Raw genomic sequence first — 15,623 nt, 5'->3', positions numbered from 1 at the left:
TGTGCAGATGACGCAGACCATGTTCGACACGGTCCTCGTGGCCAACCGGGGCGAGATCGCCGTCCGCGTGATCCGTACGCTCCGCTCGCTGGGCGTGCGCTCGGTGGCCGTCTTCTCCGACGCGGACGCCGACGCCCGCCATGTCCGGGAGGCCGACACGGCGGTACGGATCGGTCCGGCGCCGGCGGCCGAGAGCTATCTGTCCGTGGAGCGACTGCTGGAGGCGGCGGCCCGCACCGGCGCCCAGGCCGTCCACCCGGGTTACGGCTTCCTCGCGGAGAACGCCGGCTTCGCGCGCGCCTGCGCCGACGCCGGGCTGGTCTTCATCGGACCGCCCGCCGACGCCATCTCGCTGATGGGCGACAAGATCCGGGCCAAGGAGACGGTGAAGGCGGCCGGCGTCCCGGTCGTCCCGGGCTCCAGCGGCAGCGGGCTCACGGACACCCAACTCGCCGACGCCGCCCGCGAGATCGGCATGCCCGTGCTGCTCAAGCCGTCGGCCGGCGGTGGCGGCAAGGGCATGCGGCTGGTGCGGGACGCGGCCGTGCTGGGCGACGAGATCGCCGCCGCCCGCCGTGAGGCCCGCGCCTCCTTCGGTGACGACACGCTCCTCGTCGAGCGGTGGATCGACCGGCCCCGGCACATCGAGATCCAGGTCCTGGCCGACGGCCACGGGCACGTGGTCCACCTCGGGGAGCGCGAGTGCTCCCTCCAGCGCCGGCACCAGAAGATCATCGAGGAGGCGCCCAGTGTGCTGCTCGACGAGGCGACCCGGGCGGCGATGGGCGAGGCGGCCGTGCAGGCGGCCCGCTCCTGCGGGTACCGGGGCGCGGGCACGGTGGAGTTCATCGTGCCGGGCAGCGACCCGTCCTCGTACTACTTCATGGAGATGAACACCCGCCTCCAGGTCGAGCACCCGGTCACCGAGCTCATCACCGGCCTGGACCTGGTGGAGTGGCAGCTGCGGGTGGCGGCGGGCGAGCCGCTGGCCTTCGCGCAGGAGGACGTACGCCTCACCGGGCACGCGGTAGAGGCCCGCATCTGTGCCGAGGACCCCGCGCGCGGGTTCCTCCCCTCGGGCGGCACGGTCCTCAAGCTGCGCGAGCCCCAGGGCGACGGCATCCGCACCGACTCCGGACTCAGCGAGGGCACCGAGGTCGGCAGCCTGTACGACCCGATGCTGTCCAAGGTGATCGCGTACGGCCCCGACCGCGCCACGGCGCTGCGCAAGCTCCGGGCGGCTCTCGCTCAGACGGTCACGCTGGGCGTGCAGACGAACGCCGGGTTCCTGCGGCGGCTGCTCGCGCATCCGGCGGTCGTGACGGGCGAGTTGGACACCGGGCTGGTCGAGCGCGTGGTGGACGATCTGGTCGGCACGGACGTACCCGACGAGGTCTACGAGGCGGCGGCGGCCGTACGGCTGGAGGCGCTGCAGCCGGCGGGCGGCGGCTGGACGGATCCGTTCTCGGTGCCGAGCGGCTGGCGGCTCGGCGGGACCCCGAAGCCCGTCGGATTCCCGCTGCGGGTGCAGGACCCGGTGGAGTACGCCCCGCGCGGCTCCGCCACCGTCGCGGGCGGTCGGGTGTCGGTGACCCTGGACGGCGTCCGGCACACCTTCGAGCTCGCCGCCCTGCCGGACGGCACCTGGCTGGGCCGGGACGGCGACGCCTGGCACGTGCGCGACCACGACCCGGTCGCCGCGTCCCTGACCGGAGCCGCGCACTCCGGCGCCGACTCCCTCACCGCGCCGATGCCGGGGACGGTCACCGTCGTGAAGGTGGCCGTGGGGGACGAAGTGGCCGCCGGGCAGAGCCTGCTGGTCGTCGAGGCGATGAAGATGGAGCACGTCATCTCCGCCCCGCACGCCGGCACGGTCGCCGAACTGGACGTCACACCCGGCACGACGGTCGCCATGGACCAGGTCCTGGCGGTCATCACCCCGGTGGAGGAGGACCGATGACGCTGCCCATGACGGTGCCTGCCGCGGACCTGCCCGCCCGGGTCCGCATCCACGAGGTCGGCGCGCGCGACGGCCTGCAGAACGAGAAGTCGACCGTGCCGACCGAGGTCAAGGCGGAGTTCGTGCGCCGCCTCGCCGAGGCGGGGCTGACGACGATCGAGGCCACCAGCTTCGTCCACCCCAAGTGGGTGCCCCAACTGGCCGACGCGGAAGAACTGTTCCCGCTCGTCAGCGACCTCCCGGTGGCGCTCCCCGTGCTGGTCCCCAACGACCGCGGCCTGGACCGTGCCCTGGCCCTCGGCGCCCGCCGGGTCGCCGTCTTCGCCAGCGCCACGGAGTCCTTCGCCAAGGCCAACCTCAACCGGACGCTCGACGAGTCACTGGCGGTGTTCGAGCCGGTCGTGGCCCGCGCCAAGGCCGAGCACGTCCATGTCCGCGGCTATGTCTCCATGTGCTTCGGCGACCCTTGGGAGGGCGCGGTCCCGATCCACCAGGTGGTCCGCGTGTGCAGGGCGCTGCGGGACATGGGCTGCGACGAACTCAGCCTGGGCGACACGATCGGCGTCGCCACGCCCGGACATGTGCTGGAACTCCTCTCCATGCTGAACGAGGAGGGCGTCCCCACGAACGTCATCGGCGTCCACTTCCACGACACCTACGGCCAGGCGCTGGCCAACACCTACGCCGCCCTGGAACACGGCGTCACCACCGTCGACGCCTCCGCCGGCGGCCTCGGCGGCTGCCCCTACGCCAAGTCCGCCACCGGCAACCTCGCCACCGAAGACCTCGTGTGGATGCTGCGGGGCCTCGGCATCGACACCGGAGTCGACCTCGACCGCCTAGTCGCCACAAGCGCGTGGATGGCCGAGCAACTGGGCCGACCCAGCCCTTCCCGCACCGTACGAGCCCTGTCCCACAAGGAGCAGTGAACAGCCATGGACCACCGTCTCTCCCTCGAACTGGAGGAACTCCGCCGCACGGTGGAGGCGTTCGCCCACGATGTCGTGGCGCCCAAGATCGGCGACTTCTACGAGCGCCATGAGTTCCCGTACGAGATCGTGCGGGAGATGGGCCGCATGGGCCTGTTCGGCCTGCCGTTCCCCGAGGAGTACGGCGGCATGGGCGGTGACTACCTGGCGCTCGGCATCGCGCTGGAGGAGCTCGCCCGCGTGGACTCCTCGGTCGCCATCACGCTCGAAGCGGGCGTCTCCCTCGGCGCGATGCCGATCCACCTCTTCGGCACGGACGCCCAGAAGCGGGAGTGGCTTCCCCGCCTCTGCTCCGGCGAGATGCTCGGCGCCTTCGGCCTGACCGAGCCCGACGGCGGCTCGGACGCGGGCGCGACGCGCACCACGGCCCGCCTGGACGAGTCGACGAACGAGTGGGTGATCAACGGCACCAAGTGCTTCATCACCAACTCCGGCACGGACGTCACCGGCCTGGTCACGGTCACGGCGGTGACGGGCCGCAAGCCGGACGGCAAGCCGCTCATCTCGTCCATCATCGTCCCGTCCGGCACGCCCGGTTTCACGGTCGCGGCCCCCTACTCCAAGGTCGGCTGGAACGCCTCCGACACCCGTGAGCTGTCCTTCGCCGACGTCCGCGTCCCGGCGGCCAACCTCCTGGGCGAGGAGGGCCGCGGGTACGCCCAGTTCCTGCGCATCCTGGACGAGGGCCGCATCGCCATCGCGGCACTCGCGACGGGCCTGGCGCAGGGCTGTGTGGACGAGTCGGTGAAGTACGCCAAGGAACGCCACGCCTTCGGCCGCCCCATCGGCGCCAACCAGGCCATCCAGTTCAAGATCGCCGACATGGAGATGAAGGCCCACACGGCCCGCCTTGCCTGGCGCGACGCGGCCTCACGCCTGGTGTCCGGGGAGCCCTTCAAGAAGGAGGCGGCACTCGCGAAGCTGTACTCCTCCACGATCGCGGTGGACAACGCCCGTGACGCCACCCAGGTCCACGGCGGCTACGGCTTCATGAACGAGTACCCGGTGGCCCGCATGTGGCGCGACTCCAAGATCCTGGAGATCGGGGAGGGCACGAGCGAGGTGCAGCGGATGCTGATCGCGAGGGAGTTGGGGCTGGTGGGCTGATTCACCGGTATCGAAGCCAAGTTGAGACCGCCCGCCATACAACCCTTCAGGAATGTGGCTGTAGTCACGCATTTCAGTGAAACTTCCTTTCCAAATAGCTGATTTTGTCCCTGGAAAGGTCACGCCCTCGCAAAGTACGGTCCGGTGGATTTTCATTGGATCTTCATTTGACGGGCGGGGATGTGAACACAACGGGCAAGCCGCGAAGACGGATCGCGGGCGGGGCGCTGTCCGTGGCGCTGAGTGTCGGCATGGTCGGCGGTCTGCCGCCGACGGCGGGGGCCGCACCGGCCACGGCCCCGCCGGCGGCGGCCGAACAGGCCACGGGCGCGGACACGTTGACAGAGGCCGAGGCGCTCGCGAAGGCCGAGCGGACCGGTACGAACGTGGAGATCGTGTCGCTGCGCGGCGAGAGCAGCGAGGTGTACGCGACACCGGACGGCAAGCTGGAGGCGCGGGAGCACCTGCGTCCCGTACGCGCCCGGATCGACGGCGCCTGGAAGCCGATCGACACCGGCCTGGCGAAGATCGCCGATGGGATGGTCGCGCCCGGGGCCACCACGGTCCGGCTGGAGTTCTCCGGCGGCGGGAACAAACCGCTGGTGCGCATGGAGCGCGCCGGACGTGAACTCGCCCTGACCTGGCCGACGCCTCTTCCGGCGCCGGAACTCGACGCGGAGACCGCGACCTACCGCAACGTCCTGCCGGACGTGGATCTGCGGATGGGCGCGCAGGAGGACGGCTTCACCCAGCTGCTCGTGGTCAAGTCGGCCGAGGCGGCGGCCAGTCCGGCCCTCGCCGAGCTGCGGCTGAAGCTGTCCGCCCAGGGTCTTGACGTACGCGAGACGGCGTCCGGCGGCCTGGAAGCGGTCGACGAGGGCGCCGGAGGCGCGGTGTTCGAGGCGCCCAAGCCGGTCATGTGGGACTCCAGCCCCGGCCAGAGCACGGCCGCCGCCAGGAAGAGCGTGTCGGCCCTGTCCTCCGGCGCCAAGGCAGCCGCCCAGGAGGGCGAGCCCGGTGCCGGCGAGTCCGGCAAGCTCGCGCCCGTCGGTGTGGAACTTCCCGCCACCGGCCGCGAACTGGTGCTCACGCCGGACGAGGGCGTCCTGAAGGGCCCGGACACGCAGTACCCCGTCTTCATCGACCCACAGTGGTACTCGCCCAAGGCGACCGCCTGGACGATGGTGTCCAAGTACTGGGCGTCGTCGCCGCAGTGGAAGTTCAACGGCGAGTCCACCGCCGGCATGGGGTACTGCGGCTGGCACTACTGCCAGCCGTACGACACCAAGCGGGTCTTCTACCGCATTCCGGTCTCCAAGTTCGCGGGACGGAGCATCCTGTCGGCCGAGTTCGTGGTGCGCAACACCTGGTCGGCGTCGTGCTCGGACCGCGGGGTGCAGCTGTGGCTCACCGATGACATCAGCTCGTCGACCACCTGGAACTCCCAGGACAAGTCGAGCTTCTGGAACGACCACCTGAAGACGGAGAGCTTCGCCTACGGCTACGACGGCTGCGCGGCCAAGGACGCTGAGTTCGACGTGCGCTCCGCCGTCCAGCAGGCCGCCAACGGCAAGTGGCCGGCGATGAACTTCGGTCTGCGGGCGTCCAGCGAGACGGACGAGTACGCCTGGAAGCGCTTCTCGGACGACGCGTTCCTCCGGGTCAAGTACAACCGCCCGCCGTCCCAGATCAAGATGTCGCAGCTGACGATGGAGTACGGCGGCACCTGCAAGAAGCCCTCCGCTCCCGCCCGTGTGCGCACACTGGGCAAGATCTACGCGAACAACATCACCGACCCGGACGGGGACAACGTCGCCGTCCAGTTCCAGGCCATGTGGGACTCGGGTGACGGCAAGGGCCTCATCGCCCGGTGGAAGCCGGCGCTGACCTCGTACAAGAAGTCCGGCTCGGACTTCTCCATCACGCTGCCCTCGGTCACCGCGAACAAGACGGTCCACTGGTACGCGCGGTCCTACGACGGTGGCCAGTACTCGCCGTGGTCGTACACCGGTGACCCCACGGGCTGCTACTTCGTCTACGACACCAAGGTGCCCAAGGCCCCGACGATCAAGTCCGGTGAGTACCCGGCCTCCGACCCGGAGAACCCCGAGGACCCGTGGTACGACGGCGTCGGCAAGTACGGCTTCTTCGACATCGACGCGGCCGAGACCGACGTGACGAAGTACTGGTTCGGCATCAACGGCGACCCGACCTCGAAGAACACTCTGACCACGTCCTCCGGTGCGCTGAAGACGGCCGCCGTGCTGCCCGCCAAGGCCGGGCTCAACTTCATCACCGCGCAGGCGTTCGACTCGGCGGGGAACGACAGCGAGATCCGTACCTACCAGTTCCGGGTCAAGGCCGGCCAGCCCGAGCGGGCGACCTGGCAGTTGGACGAGGGCGCCGGGGCGAGCGCGGCCAAGGGCTCGGCGCCGGAGCGCACCGCCGAACTGCGCGGCGGTGTCACCCTCGGCGTGGCCGGGGCCAAGGGGAGCGCGGCGTCGTTCGACGGCGTCGACGACCACGCGGTCACCGACATCCCCACGGTGGACACCTCGACCGGCTTCGCGGTCTCGGCATGGGCGAAGCTGTCGGCGGTGCCGGACCACGCGGCGGTCATCGCGGCGCAGCCCGGCAATCACTCCCCGGGGTTCGAGCTGTACTACTCGAAGACGTACGACCGGTGGGCGTTCAACCAGTACACGTCCGACACCGCGGGCGCGGGCATCGTACGGGCCATGCAGGCGGCGCCGGGCGGCGTCAAGGCCAGTGAATGGACCCACCTGGTGGGCTCCTACAGCGCAACCAGCGACGAGATGAACCTGTACGTCAACGGACAGCTGGCCGGGACCACGACGTACGACTCGCCCTGGGACGCGCGGCGCGGGCTCCAGATCGGCGCCGGCTCCTACAGCGGCCAGCCGGGGTCGTTCTTCCCCGGCGCGATCGACGAGTTGCAGATCTTCGACAAGCCGGTGTCGTCCGGCGAGGTGACCCGACTCTACGGCAAGGACTCGCTCATCTCGGGCCGCAGCGCACGGGCGGTGTTCCCGCTGGACGAGCAGGCCACGGACAGCGCGGGCAACGCCACGACCGTCCTGACCGGTGCCGCGGAGGTCGCGTCCGCGACGTTCTCCGGAGGCGTCACGCCGGGGCAGCCCGGCATCGCGGGCAAGGCCCTGACCCTCGACGGGAACGACGACTACGCCTCCACGGGGCGGCCGCTGCTGAACAACCAGCGCAGCTTCGCGGTCTCCGCCTGGGCCAAGCTGCCCAAGACGAAGCCCGATCACGCCGCGGTCGTCGTGGCCCAGGCGGGCACTCACCGGCCGGGCCTGGAGCTGTACTACTCCAAGACGTACGACCGGTGGGCGGTCAACCAGTACTCGTCGGACACCTCGACCGCCACCCCGATCCGGGCGATGCAGGCCGACGGGCAGACCGCCTTCGGCGACACCTGGACCCACCTGATGGGCGTGCACGACACCGTCGCGAACAAGCTCACCCTGTACGTCAACGGCGTCAAGGCGGGCGAGACCGATCTGCAGGCCGGCTGGTACGCGGGCGGCGCGGTGCAGATCGGCGCCGGATCCTACGACGGCGCACCCGGATCGTTCTTCGCGGGCCAGATCGACGAGGTGAGCCTGTTCGACCGGCCCATCTCCGCCGACGAGGTCCGGCAGATGTTCCGGCAGCGGCCGCTGGTCAAGGGCCGCTGGCTGCTGGACGAGGCGACCACCTCCACCCCGGCCACCAGCCCGGACGCCGCCGAGAACAGGGCGCTGACCCTGGGCGGCGGCGCGAAGACAGGGTTCGGCTGGGTCGACAACGGCGCCCTGGAACTGGACGGTGTCGACGACTACGCGGCCACCGCCACGTCGCCCGTCGACACGAGCACCAGCTTCACGGTGATGGGCTGGGCCCAGTCCGCCGCCGAACCGACCGCCGGCGCGGCCGTCCTGAGCGCACCGGGCGCCTCCAACAGCGCCTTCGCGGTCCGGCACGTCCCGGCCGCCGCGGGCCAGGCGGGTGCCGGGCGCTGGCAGATCTCGATGCCGGACTCCGACGCGGCGGACGCCACCGTCGTACGCACCGAGAACCAGCAGTTCTACGACGCACGGGACTGGAATCATCTGACGCTCGTGTACGACGGCTTCGCCAAGGAGGCCCGGCTCTATGTGAACGGGCAGCTGGAGGAGGTCGCCTGCGCGGACGCCGACGGTGACGGCGTGTCCGACGACACCACCTGCGCGGACCGGCTGTCGTGGTCCGAGAACGTCCTGTCGTACAAGGCCTCGGGCGGACTGCAGATCGGCCGGGCCAGGACGGCCGGCGCGTGGGGCGAGTACTGGCCCGGCGCCATCGACGACGTGTGGGCCTTCCAGGGCGCGCTGAGCGACTCGCAGATCGCCCATCTGTCGCTGGGCATGCCGGGCGTCGCCACCGAGGTACCCGGCACGGACTGACCGGAAGCGGTGCCGGCCCGTCGCCCTGTGCGCACGGGCCGGCCCCGCGCCGCCGCCCGGGTCCGGCCCGGGCCGCCACCGGCTTCACACGAGCTGTCACACATCAAGGGGAACGATGAGGGATACGGGACGATCGGGCCGTGCGGCCCGATGGAGACGGAAGACCGCACTGGCTTCCGGAATAGTCATGATCGCCACGGTGCTCCAGGGCATCACCGCACCCGCGAACGCGGGAGCCGTGGCGGACGACGGACGGGGCCGGCCGGCCCTGCCGAAGGCGGAGCGGCCCGTGGCCAGTGTCGCGGTCAAGAAGGTGAAGCCCCGCACGGTGGAGCGTGGCCCGCGCACCCCGCGGACCGCGCCCAAGGCCCACTGGCCCGGGGCGGGTTCGGGCCGGGTGACTCTCACCGGGGCCCCGGCGGCCGCGAAGGGCGCGGCGGGGGCGAAGGGTTCGGCGAGCGCGAAGGGCGCCGCTCAGGCTCCGGTGAAGGCCGGGAAGCTGCCGGTCTCCGTCGGTACCGCCAAGGCGCGGGGCGCAGCCGGTGCGGTGCGGGTCGAGCTGGCCGGGCGGGGGCAGACCCGGAAGGCCGCGATCGACGGGCTGCTCGTGACGCTCGCCCCCGAGCGCACGGACTTCACCGACGGCGCCGCCCAGGTGCGTATCGACTACCGCGACCTCGCGCAGGCCTACGGCGGTGGCTACGGCGCCCGGCTCACCCTGGTCCAGCTGCCCGCCTGTGTCCTGAAGACGCCGGAGCGGGCCAAGTGCCGCACCCAGAAGCCGGTCGAGACCGTGAACGACACGGAGGGCGGTGCGCTCACCGCCCCGTCCGTGCGGCTCAGCTCCGCGCAGCCGACCGTGCTCGCCGCGGTGGCGGACGACACCGCGGCCACCGGTGACTACAAGGCGACCACCCTCGCCCCGTCCGCGACCTGGCAGACCAACCTCAACACCGGTGACTTCGCCTGGTCCTACGACATGGGCGTCCCCGAGGTGCCGGGCGGGCTGAAGCCGAGCATCGGACTCGGCTACTCCTCCGGCTCGGTCGACGGCCGCACCAGCGAGACCAACAACCAGTCCTCCTGGGTGGGCGGCGGCTTCGACCTGTGGCCGGGCTACATCGAGCGCCGTTACAAGCCGTGCGCCGACGACGGGGTCGAGAACAGCGACGGCATGAAGCCCGGCGACCTGTGCTGGGGCTACGACAACGCCTTCATCAGCTTCAACGGCAAGGGCGGCGAGCTCGTACCCACCGGCGCCGACGACGAGTTCAAGCTCCGCCAGGACGACGGCACCCGCATCAAGCGGCTGGCCTCCGCCGACCGCGCCAACGGTGACGACAACGGCGAGTACTGGCGGCTCACCGACCCCGACGGGGTGCGCTACTACTTCGGCTACCACCGGCTGCCCGGCTGGGCAGACGGCAAGAAGACCACCAACTCCACTTGGACCACCCCGGTCTTCGGCGACGACACGGACGAGAAGTGCCATGCGAGCTCCTTCGCCGACTCCTGGTGCCAGCAGGCCTGGCGCTGGAACCTGGACTACGTCGTCGACCCGCGTGACAACGCCATCGCGTACTACTACACGCAGGAGAAGAACTCCTACGGCCGCAACCTGAAGGCCTCCGACGACACTCGCTACGTCCGCGGCGGTCATCTCGACGAGATCCAGTACGGCCTGAAGCAGTCGTCGGTGTACACCACGCCGGCGCTCGCGAAGGTCACCTTCACCAACGCCGAGCGCTGCCTGCCGAACAGCCAGACGACCTGCTCGTCCATCACCAGCGACTCCGCCTACTGGTACGACACTCCCTGGGACCTCAACTGCGACGAGGGCAAGGACTGCGACGACGGCCGGCTCTCGCCCACGTTCTGGACGCGCAAGCGCCTGACCGGCGTGACCACGCAGGTCATCGACGCCGCCGGCGCCTATCAGAACGTCGACTCCTGGAAGCTGACCCACCGCTGGGGCACGGCGGACATCGACTACCAGCTGCTGCTCGACTCGGTCCAGCACACCGGCCACAGCGCCACGCCCGCGATCACGCTGCCGAAGACCACCTTCACCTACACCGATCTGGCGAACCGGCTCGATCGGACCGGTGACGGCTTCGCACCGTTCATCAAGGCGCGCCTGTCGACGATCGCCGACGAGTACGGCGGCCAGATCGACGTCAACTACTCTGCGCCGGCCTGCGACTTCGACGCGCTGCCCACTCCGCAGACCAACACCACGCGCTGCTTCCCGCAGCACATCGGCGGCAGTTCCACGGAGGACCCCGAGCGGCACTGGTTCAACAAGTACGTCGTCACGTCGGTCACCGCGACCGACCGCACCGGCGGCGCCCCCGACCAGCTCACCAGATACGAGTACATGGGCCCGGCCGCCTGGCACTACTCCGATGACGACGGCCTGACCAAAGAGAAGTTCAAGACCTGGTCCCAGTGGCGCGGCTACGGCCACGTGCGCGTCAAGACCGGCGGCCAGGGCGGCGACTCGGCCATGAAGTCGCAGTCCGACACGTACTTCCTGCGCGGCATGGACGGCGACCGCGAGTCCCCCACCGGCGGCACTAAGAACGTCAGCGTCACCCTCGGCGAAGGCGAGGGCGACCCCATCACCGACCACGAGGCGCTGGCCGGCACCGCCTACAAGGCGGTCGGCTACTCCGGCAACGGCGGCAAGGTCCTCACCAAGACCGTGAACCGCCCCTGGTACCACCAGACCGCGAAGAAGACCCGCACCTGGGGCACCGTCACCGCCAACTTCACCGGCATCGCCCACACCAAGTCATGGACGTCCCTGGACGACGGTGCGGGCACGTCCTGGCGGACCGCCTCCACCGCCACCTCGTACGACACCGTGGCCGGACGCGTCACCCAGGTCGACGACTTCGGCGACAACACCACGGCGGCGGACAACCGCTGTACCCGCACCACCTACGCCACCAACAGCACCGACAACGTCCTGAACCTGCCCGCGCGGGTCGAGACCGTCGCGAAGTCCTGCGCCGACCCCGTCGACCGCTCCAAGGACGTCATCTCCGACGTCCGGTCCGCCTACGACGGCGGTGCCTACGGCGCGGCCCCGACCAAGGGCAACGTCACGGCCACGGCCCTGCTGAAGAAGCACGACGGCACCACGGCCACCTACCTGGAGTCCGGGGCGACCTTCGACTCCTACGGCCGGGTCCTCACCAGCACCGACCTGACCGCGAACGTCACGGTCACGGGCACGGCCGCACCGGTCCGCACCGCCCGCACGGACGGCCGTACCACCACCACGGCCCGCACCCCGGCGACCGGGTTCGTCACGAAGACGACCACGACGACGCCGCCGGCGAAGGCGGGGGACGCGACCACCGCCCTGGTCAGCTCCGCCACCCACGACCTGCGCCGCGGGCTGCCGCTGACCCAGACCGACGCCAACGGCAAGGTCACGACCTTCACCTACGACGCCCTCGGCCGGTCCTCGAAGGTGTGGCTGGCCGACCGGCAGACCACGCTGACGCCCAGCTACGAGTTCGACTACCTGGTCACCGACGGCCAGCCGGTCTCGGTCGTCACCAAAGGGCTCGGCGCCGGCGGCAGCCAGGTCGCCTCGTACGTCCTCTACGACGGTTTCCTGAGGGAGCGTCAGAACCAGGCTCCGGGGCCCGACGGCGGACGGCTGCTCTCGGACGTCTTCTACGACGAACGTGGTCTGGCCACCAAGGCCTTCGCGCCCTACTACGCCACAGGCGCGCCCTCCCGGACCCTGTCCAAGCCCGAGGACGCGCTCTCGGTCGAGACCCAGACCCGCACCGCCTACGACGGCATGGGCCGCCCGACAGTGACCGAGCAGATAGCGGGCAACGGCGACGGCGGCACGGTGCTCGGCACCACCCGCACCATCTACGGCGGCGACCGCACCACGGTCATCCCGCCGGTGGGCGGCACGGCGACCACCACGGTCACCGACGCCCGAGGTCAGACGACCGAACTGCGCCAGCACCACACGCGGGCCGCGGAAGCCGCGTACGACACCACCCGCTACGCCTACACCAAGCGCGGCGAGCTGGAGAAGCTGACCGACCCGGCCGGAAACAGCTGGACCTACACCTACGACCTGCTCGGCCGTCTCACCGACACGACCGACCCGGACAAGGGACCGAGCTCCAGCACCTACGACGACCGCGGTCAGCTCATCTCCGCCTCGGACGACAGCGACACGGACCTCTACCACGTCTACGACGGGCTCGGCCGACAGACCGAACTGCGGGAGGACAGCGCCACCGGAACCCTGCGTGCCAAGTGGGTCTACGACACCATCAGCGGTGCGAAGGGCCACCTGGCCGAGTCCACTCGCTTTGTCGGAGGCAACGCGTACACCAGCAAGGTTGTCGCCTACGACCGGCTGTACCGCGTGCTGCGCTCCACCATGACGATCCCCGCGAGCGAAGGAGCGCTCGCCGGCACGTACCTGTCGGCCACCGCCTACAACGTGGACGGTTCCGTGCGCTCGACCGGGTTCCCGGCCGCGGGCGCACTGTCCGCCACCACGGTGGCGTTCACCTATGAGGACCAGACCTACCGGCCGATCGCGCTCAGCGGCAGCCAGGGTCTGGACGCCACCGTCAGCCACAGCCTCACGGGCAAGCCGCTGCAGTACGAGCTTTCCAACAACGGCGGCAAGAAGGTCTGGGCGACCAACACCTACGAATGGGGCACCCAGCGTCTGGCCACCTCCCGGGTGGACCGCGAGAACGTGGCGGGCGTCGACCGTCACAACACATACCGCTACGACCAGGCGGGCAACGTCCTGTCCCTCTCGGACGTCTCCCGCTCCGGCACCGACACACAGTGCTTCGACTACGACCACCTGCGCCGGATGACCACGGCCTGGACCCAGGCCACCACCACCTGTGCCGCGGCACCGAGCGGTCAGACGGTGGGCGGTCCCGCGCCGTACTGGCACTCGTACACGTACGACAAGGTGGGCAACCGGAAGACCGAGACCCTGCACGACGTCACCGGTGACGCGGCCAAGAACACCGTGCGCACCTACGCCTACCCGGAGCCGGGCGCGCCGCGTCCGCACGCCGTGGACTCCGTGACCCAGACCGGTCCTACGGGCACCGCGCAGGACTCCTACGGCTATGACGCGGTCGGCAACACTGACCGGCGCACCCTGGCGGGAACGTCCCATACGCTCGACTGGGACGCGGAAGGCCATCTGACCAAGGTGACCAAGCCGGTCGAGGGCAAGCCGGACGAGGTCACCGAGTACGTCTACGACACCGAAGGCAATCGCCTCATCGCGCGGACTCCGACGGAGTCCACGCTCTACCTGGGCGCCACGCAGATCACCGTGGCCAAGGGCGGCACCACCCCTAAGGCCACCCGGACCCTCGACCTGGGTGACGGTCACCAGGCGGTGATCGACGACGACGGCTCGGTCGCCTTCACCATCGCCGACCACCAGGGCTCGGGCCAGCTGGCGATCGAGGCGGCGGACCAGCAGCTGACCCAGCGTCGCACGCTGCCGTTCGGCGACCTCCGCGGCACGAGGCCCAGCAACTGGCCGGGCACTGCCGGATTCATCGGTGGGACGGACGACTCCGAGTCCACGGGGCTGCAGCACATCGGTGCACGTGAGTACGACCCGGCGACCGGCCGGTTCATCTCGGTCGACCCACTCCTCACCCCGAGCGACCCGCAAGCGCTCAACGCGTACGCGTACAGCAACAACAACCCGCTCACGTTCAGCGATCCGAGCGGTATGGGGTGCATCCACGGTGCGCCCGGCGGCGGCGCGGACGGCATCTGCGCGGGCGTCGAAGGCGACACCGACGGCGTCATCAACGGCACCTCCAACAACTGCCCGGGGAACAATCAATCCTGCAACGAGACCGCGTCCAAGATGGCCCAGCAGGCCAGGCGGAACGGCACCTACGGCAAGAAGCCGATCGTCATCCAGCCCACGGGCGACTCGATCACCATCCAGGGCACCTACATCCCGACCCAGGCGGAACTCGCCGAGACCTTCCCCTACTACCACGAGCGACTGGACTACCAGCACAACCTGCAGAACTGGGCCAGGTCGCAGTGCAGCGGCCTGGACGTGGCAGGCTCCGACTTCTGCACGGCGGTCGGGAAGCTCGGGTGGTTCGGTGACCAGAACGGTCCCGGAATTCTCGAGGTCCTGGGCGTCGACGACTACATCGGATGCGCCAAGGGATCCGGCAGCGCCTGCAAGGCGGCGGCGATCGACGTGGGAATCGCAGTCCTCACAGGCGGTATCGGCAAGGCCGCGAAGGTCGTCTTCAAGAGCATCAAGTCCGGGATCAAGAAGGGGGATTCCATCCCCCAGTGTCTGGTGCCCCACAGCTTCACCCCGGGCACCCTTGTACTGATGGCGGACGGTTCGACCAAGCCCATCGAAGAAGTGCGCATCGGTGACCAGATAGTTGTCACCGATCCGTCGACCGGTGAGACCGCTACGCGGAAGGTCGTCGCCACCATCGTGACCGAGGACGACAAGGACTTCGTCGAACTCACGGTCACGCAGGAACAGGGCCGGACGACGGCCTCGCTGACATCCACCACGACGCACCCCTTCTGGTCACCGTCCGAGGGTGCCTGGGTGGATGCCGGGGAACTGCGACCTGGAGTGACCCTGCGTGCCGTCGACGGCAGCACGGTTCGGGTCGAGAGCACGCGTCCGTTCCAGAAGCGGCAGCGAACACACGATCTCACGATCGATGATGTCCACACGTACTATGTGCTGGCCGGGGCTACGCCAGTACTGGTGCACAATGACGGCGGCGGGCCTGCCACCGATGACTTCAACCAGGCCCGTAATCAGGCTCTGGAATGGCTGAGTTCTCGCGGATTCAAAGCCGAAAGAGTGACGCTGGGCAAGTTCGGGACGATCAAGGGCAAGCCGGTCGGCATGCAGACGGCCAACGGCAAGGCGGGATTCCGGATCGAATTCGATGAACGAAGTGGGGCCCACATCAACGTGTGGTCAGGCAAGGAAAAAGGCCCGCACTTCCAGTTCAATGCCAGTGAGGCGACCGTGACGAAGCTTCAAGGTCTGCACGGATGCAGTTGATG

General features: G+C 69.8%; 5 protein-coding genes. All 5 read left to right on the top strand.

From position 1 onward, the window contains the following. Nucleotides 1–19 precede the first annotated feature (19 nt). On the top strand, nucleotides 20–1,960 hold the full coding sequence (locus tag OHO27_RS26615; RefSeq protein ID WP_328430561.1) for an acetyl/propionyl/methylcrotonyl-CoA carboxylase subunit alpha: 1,941 nt from the start codon (nucleotides 20–22) through the stop codon (nucleotides 1,958–1,960). Continuing rightward, complete coding sequence (locus OHO27_RS26610; RefSeq protein WP_328427493.1) at nucleotides 1,957–2,889, top strand: hydroxymethylglutaryl-CoA lyase; 933 nt, start codon at nucleotides 1,957–1,959, stop codon at nucleotides 2,887–2,889. The genes OHO27_RS26615 and OHO27_RS26610 overlap by 4 nt, the downstream gene beginning before the upstream one ends. Nucleotides 2,890–2,895: 6 nt before the next feature. After that, a complete protein-coding gene (locus tag OHO27_RS26605; RefSeq protein WP_328427492.1) occupies nucleotides 2,896–4,056 on the top strand; it encodes an acyl-CoA dehydrogenase family protein in 1,161 nt (386 codons plus the stop codon). Nucleotides 4,057–4,307: 251 nt separating this feature from the next. After that, entirely contained in the window at nucleotides 4,308–8,522 is a 4,215-nt protein-coding gene (locus OHO27_RS26600) for a LamG-like jellyroll fold domain-containing protein (protein ID WP_328430560.1), read from the top strand. Between the two features lie 187 nt (nucleotides 8,523–8,709). Beyond that, a complete protein-coding gene (locus OHO27_RS26595; RefSeq protein ID WP_328427491.1) occupies nucleotides 8,710–15,621 on the top strand; it encodes a polymorphic toxin-type HINT domain-containing protein in 6,912 nt (2,303 codons plus the stop codon). Nucleotides 15,622–15,623 lie beyond the last annotated feature (2 nt).

It is taken from the genome of Streptomyces sp. NBC_00443 (genome assembly GCF_036014175.1).
In the GTDB taxonomy this organism is placed as follows: domain Bacteria; phylum Actinomycetota; class Actinomycetes; order Streptomycetales; family Streptomycetaceae; genus Streptomyces.
Note: the sequence above shows the minus strand (reverse complement) of the source record. Positions and strands in the feature narration are given on the sequence as shown.

Excerpts from the sequence above, each read along its gene's own strand:
- OHO27_RS26600 (WP_328430560.1), top strand. The coding sequence starts at position 4,308 with ATGGTCGGCGGTCTGCCGCCGACGGCGGGGGCCGCACCGGCCACGGCC.
- OHO27_RS26595 (WP_328427491.1), top strand. The coding sequence starts at position 8,710 with ATGATCGCCACGGTGCTCCAGGGCATCACCGCACCCGCGAACGCGGGA.
- OHO27_RS26610 (WP_328427493.1), top strand. The coding sequence starts at position 1,957 with ATGACGCTGCCCATGACGGTGCCTGCCGCGGACCTGCCCGCCCGGGTC.
- OHO27_RS26615 (WP_328430561.1), top strand. The coding sequence starts at position 20 with ATGTTCGACACGGTCCTCGTGGCCAACCGGGGCGAGATCGCCGTCCGC.
- OHO27_RS26605 (WP_328427492.1), top strand. The coding sequence starts at position 2,896 with ATGGACCACCGTCTCTCCCTCGAACTGGAGGAACTCCGCCGCACGGTG.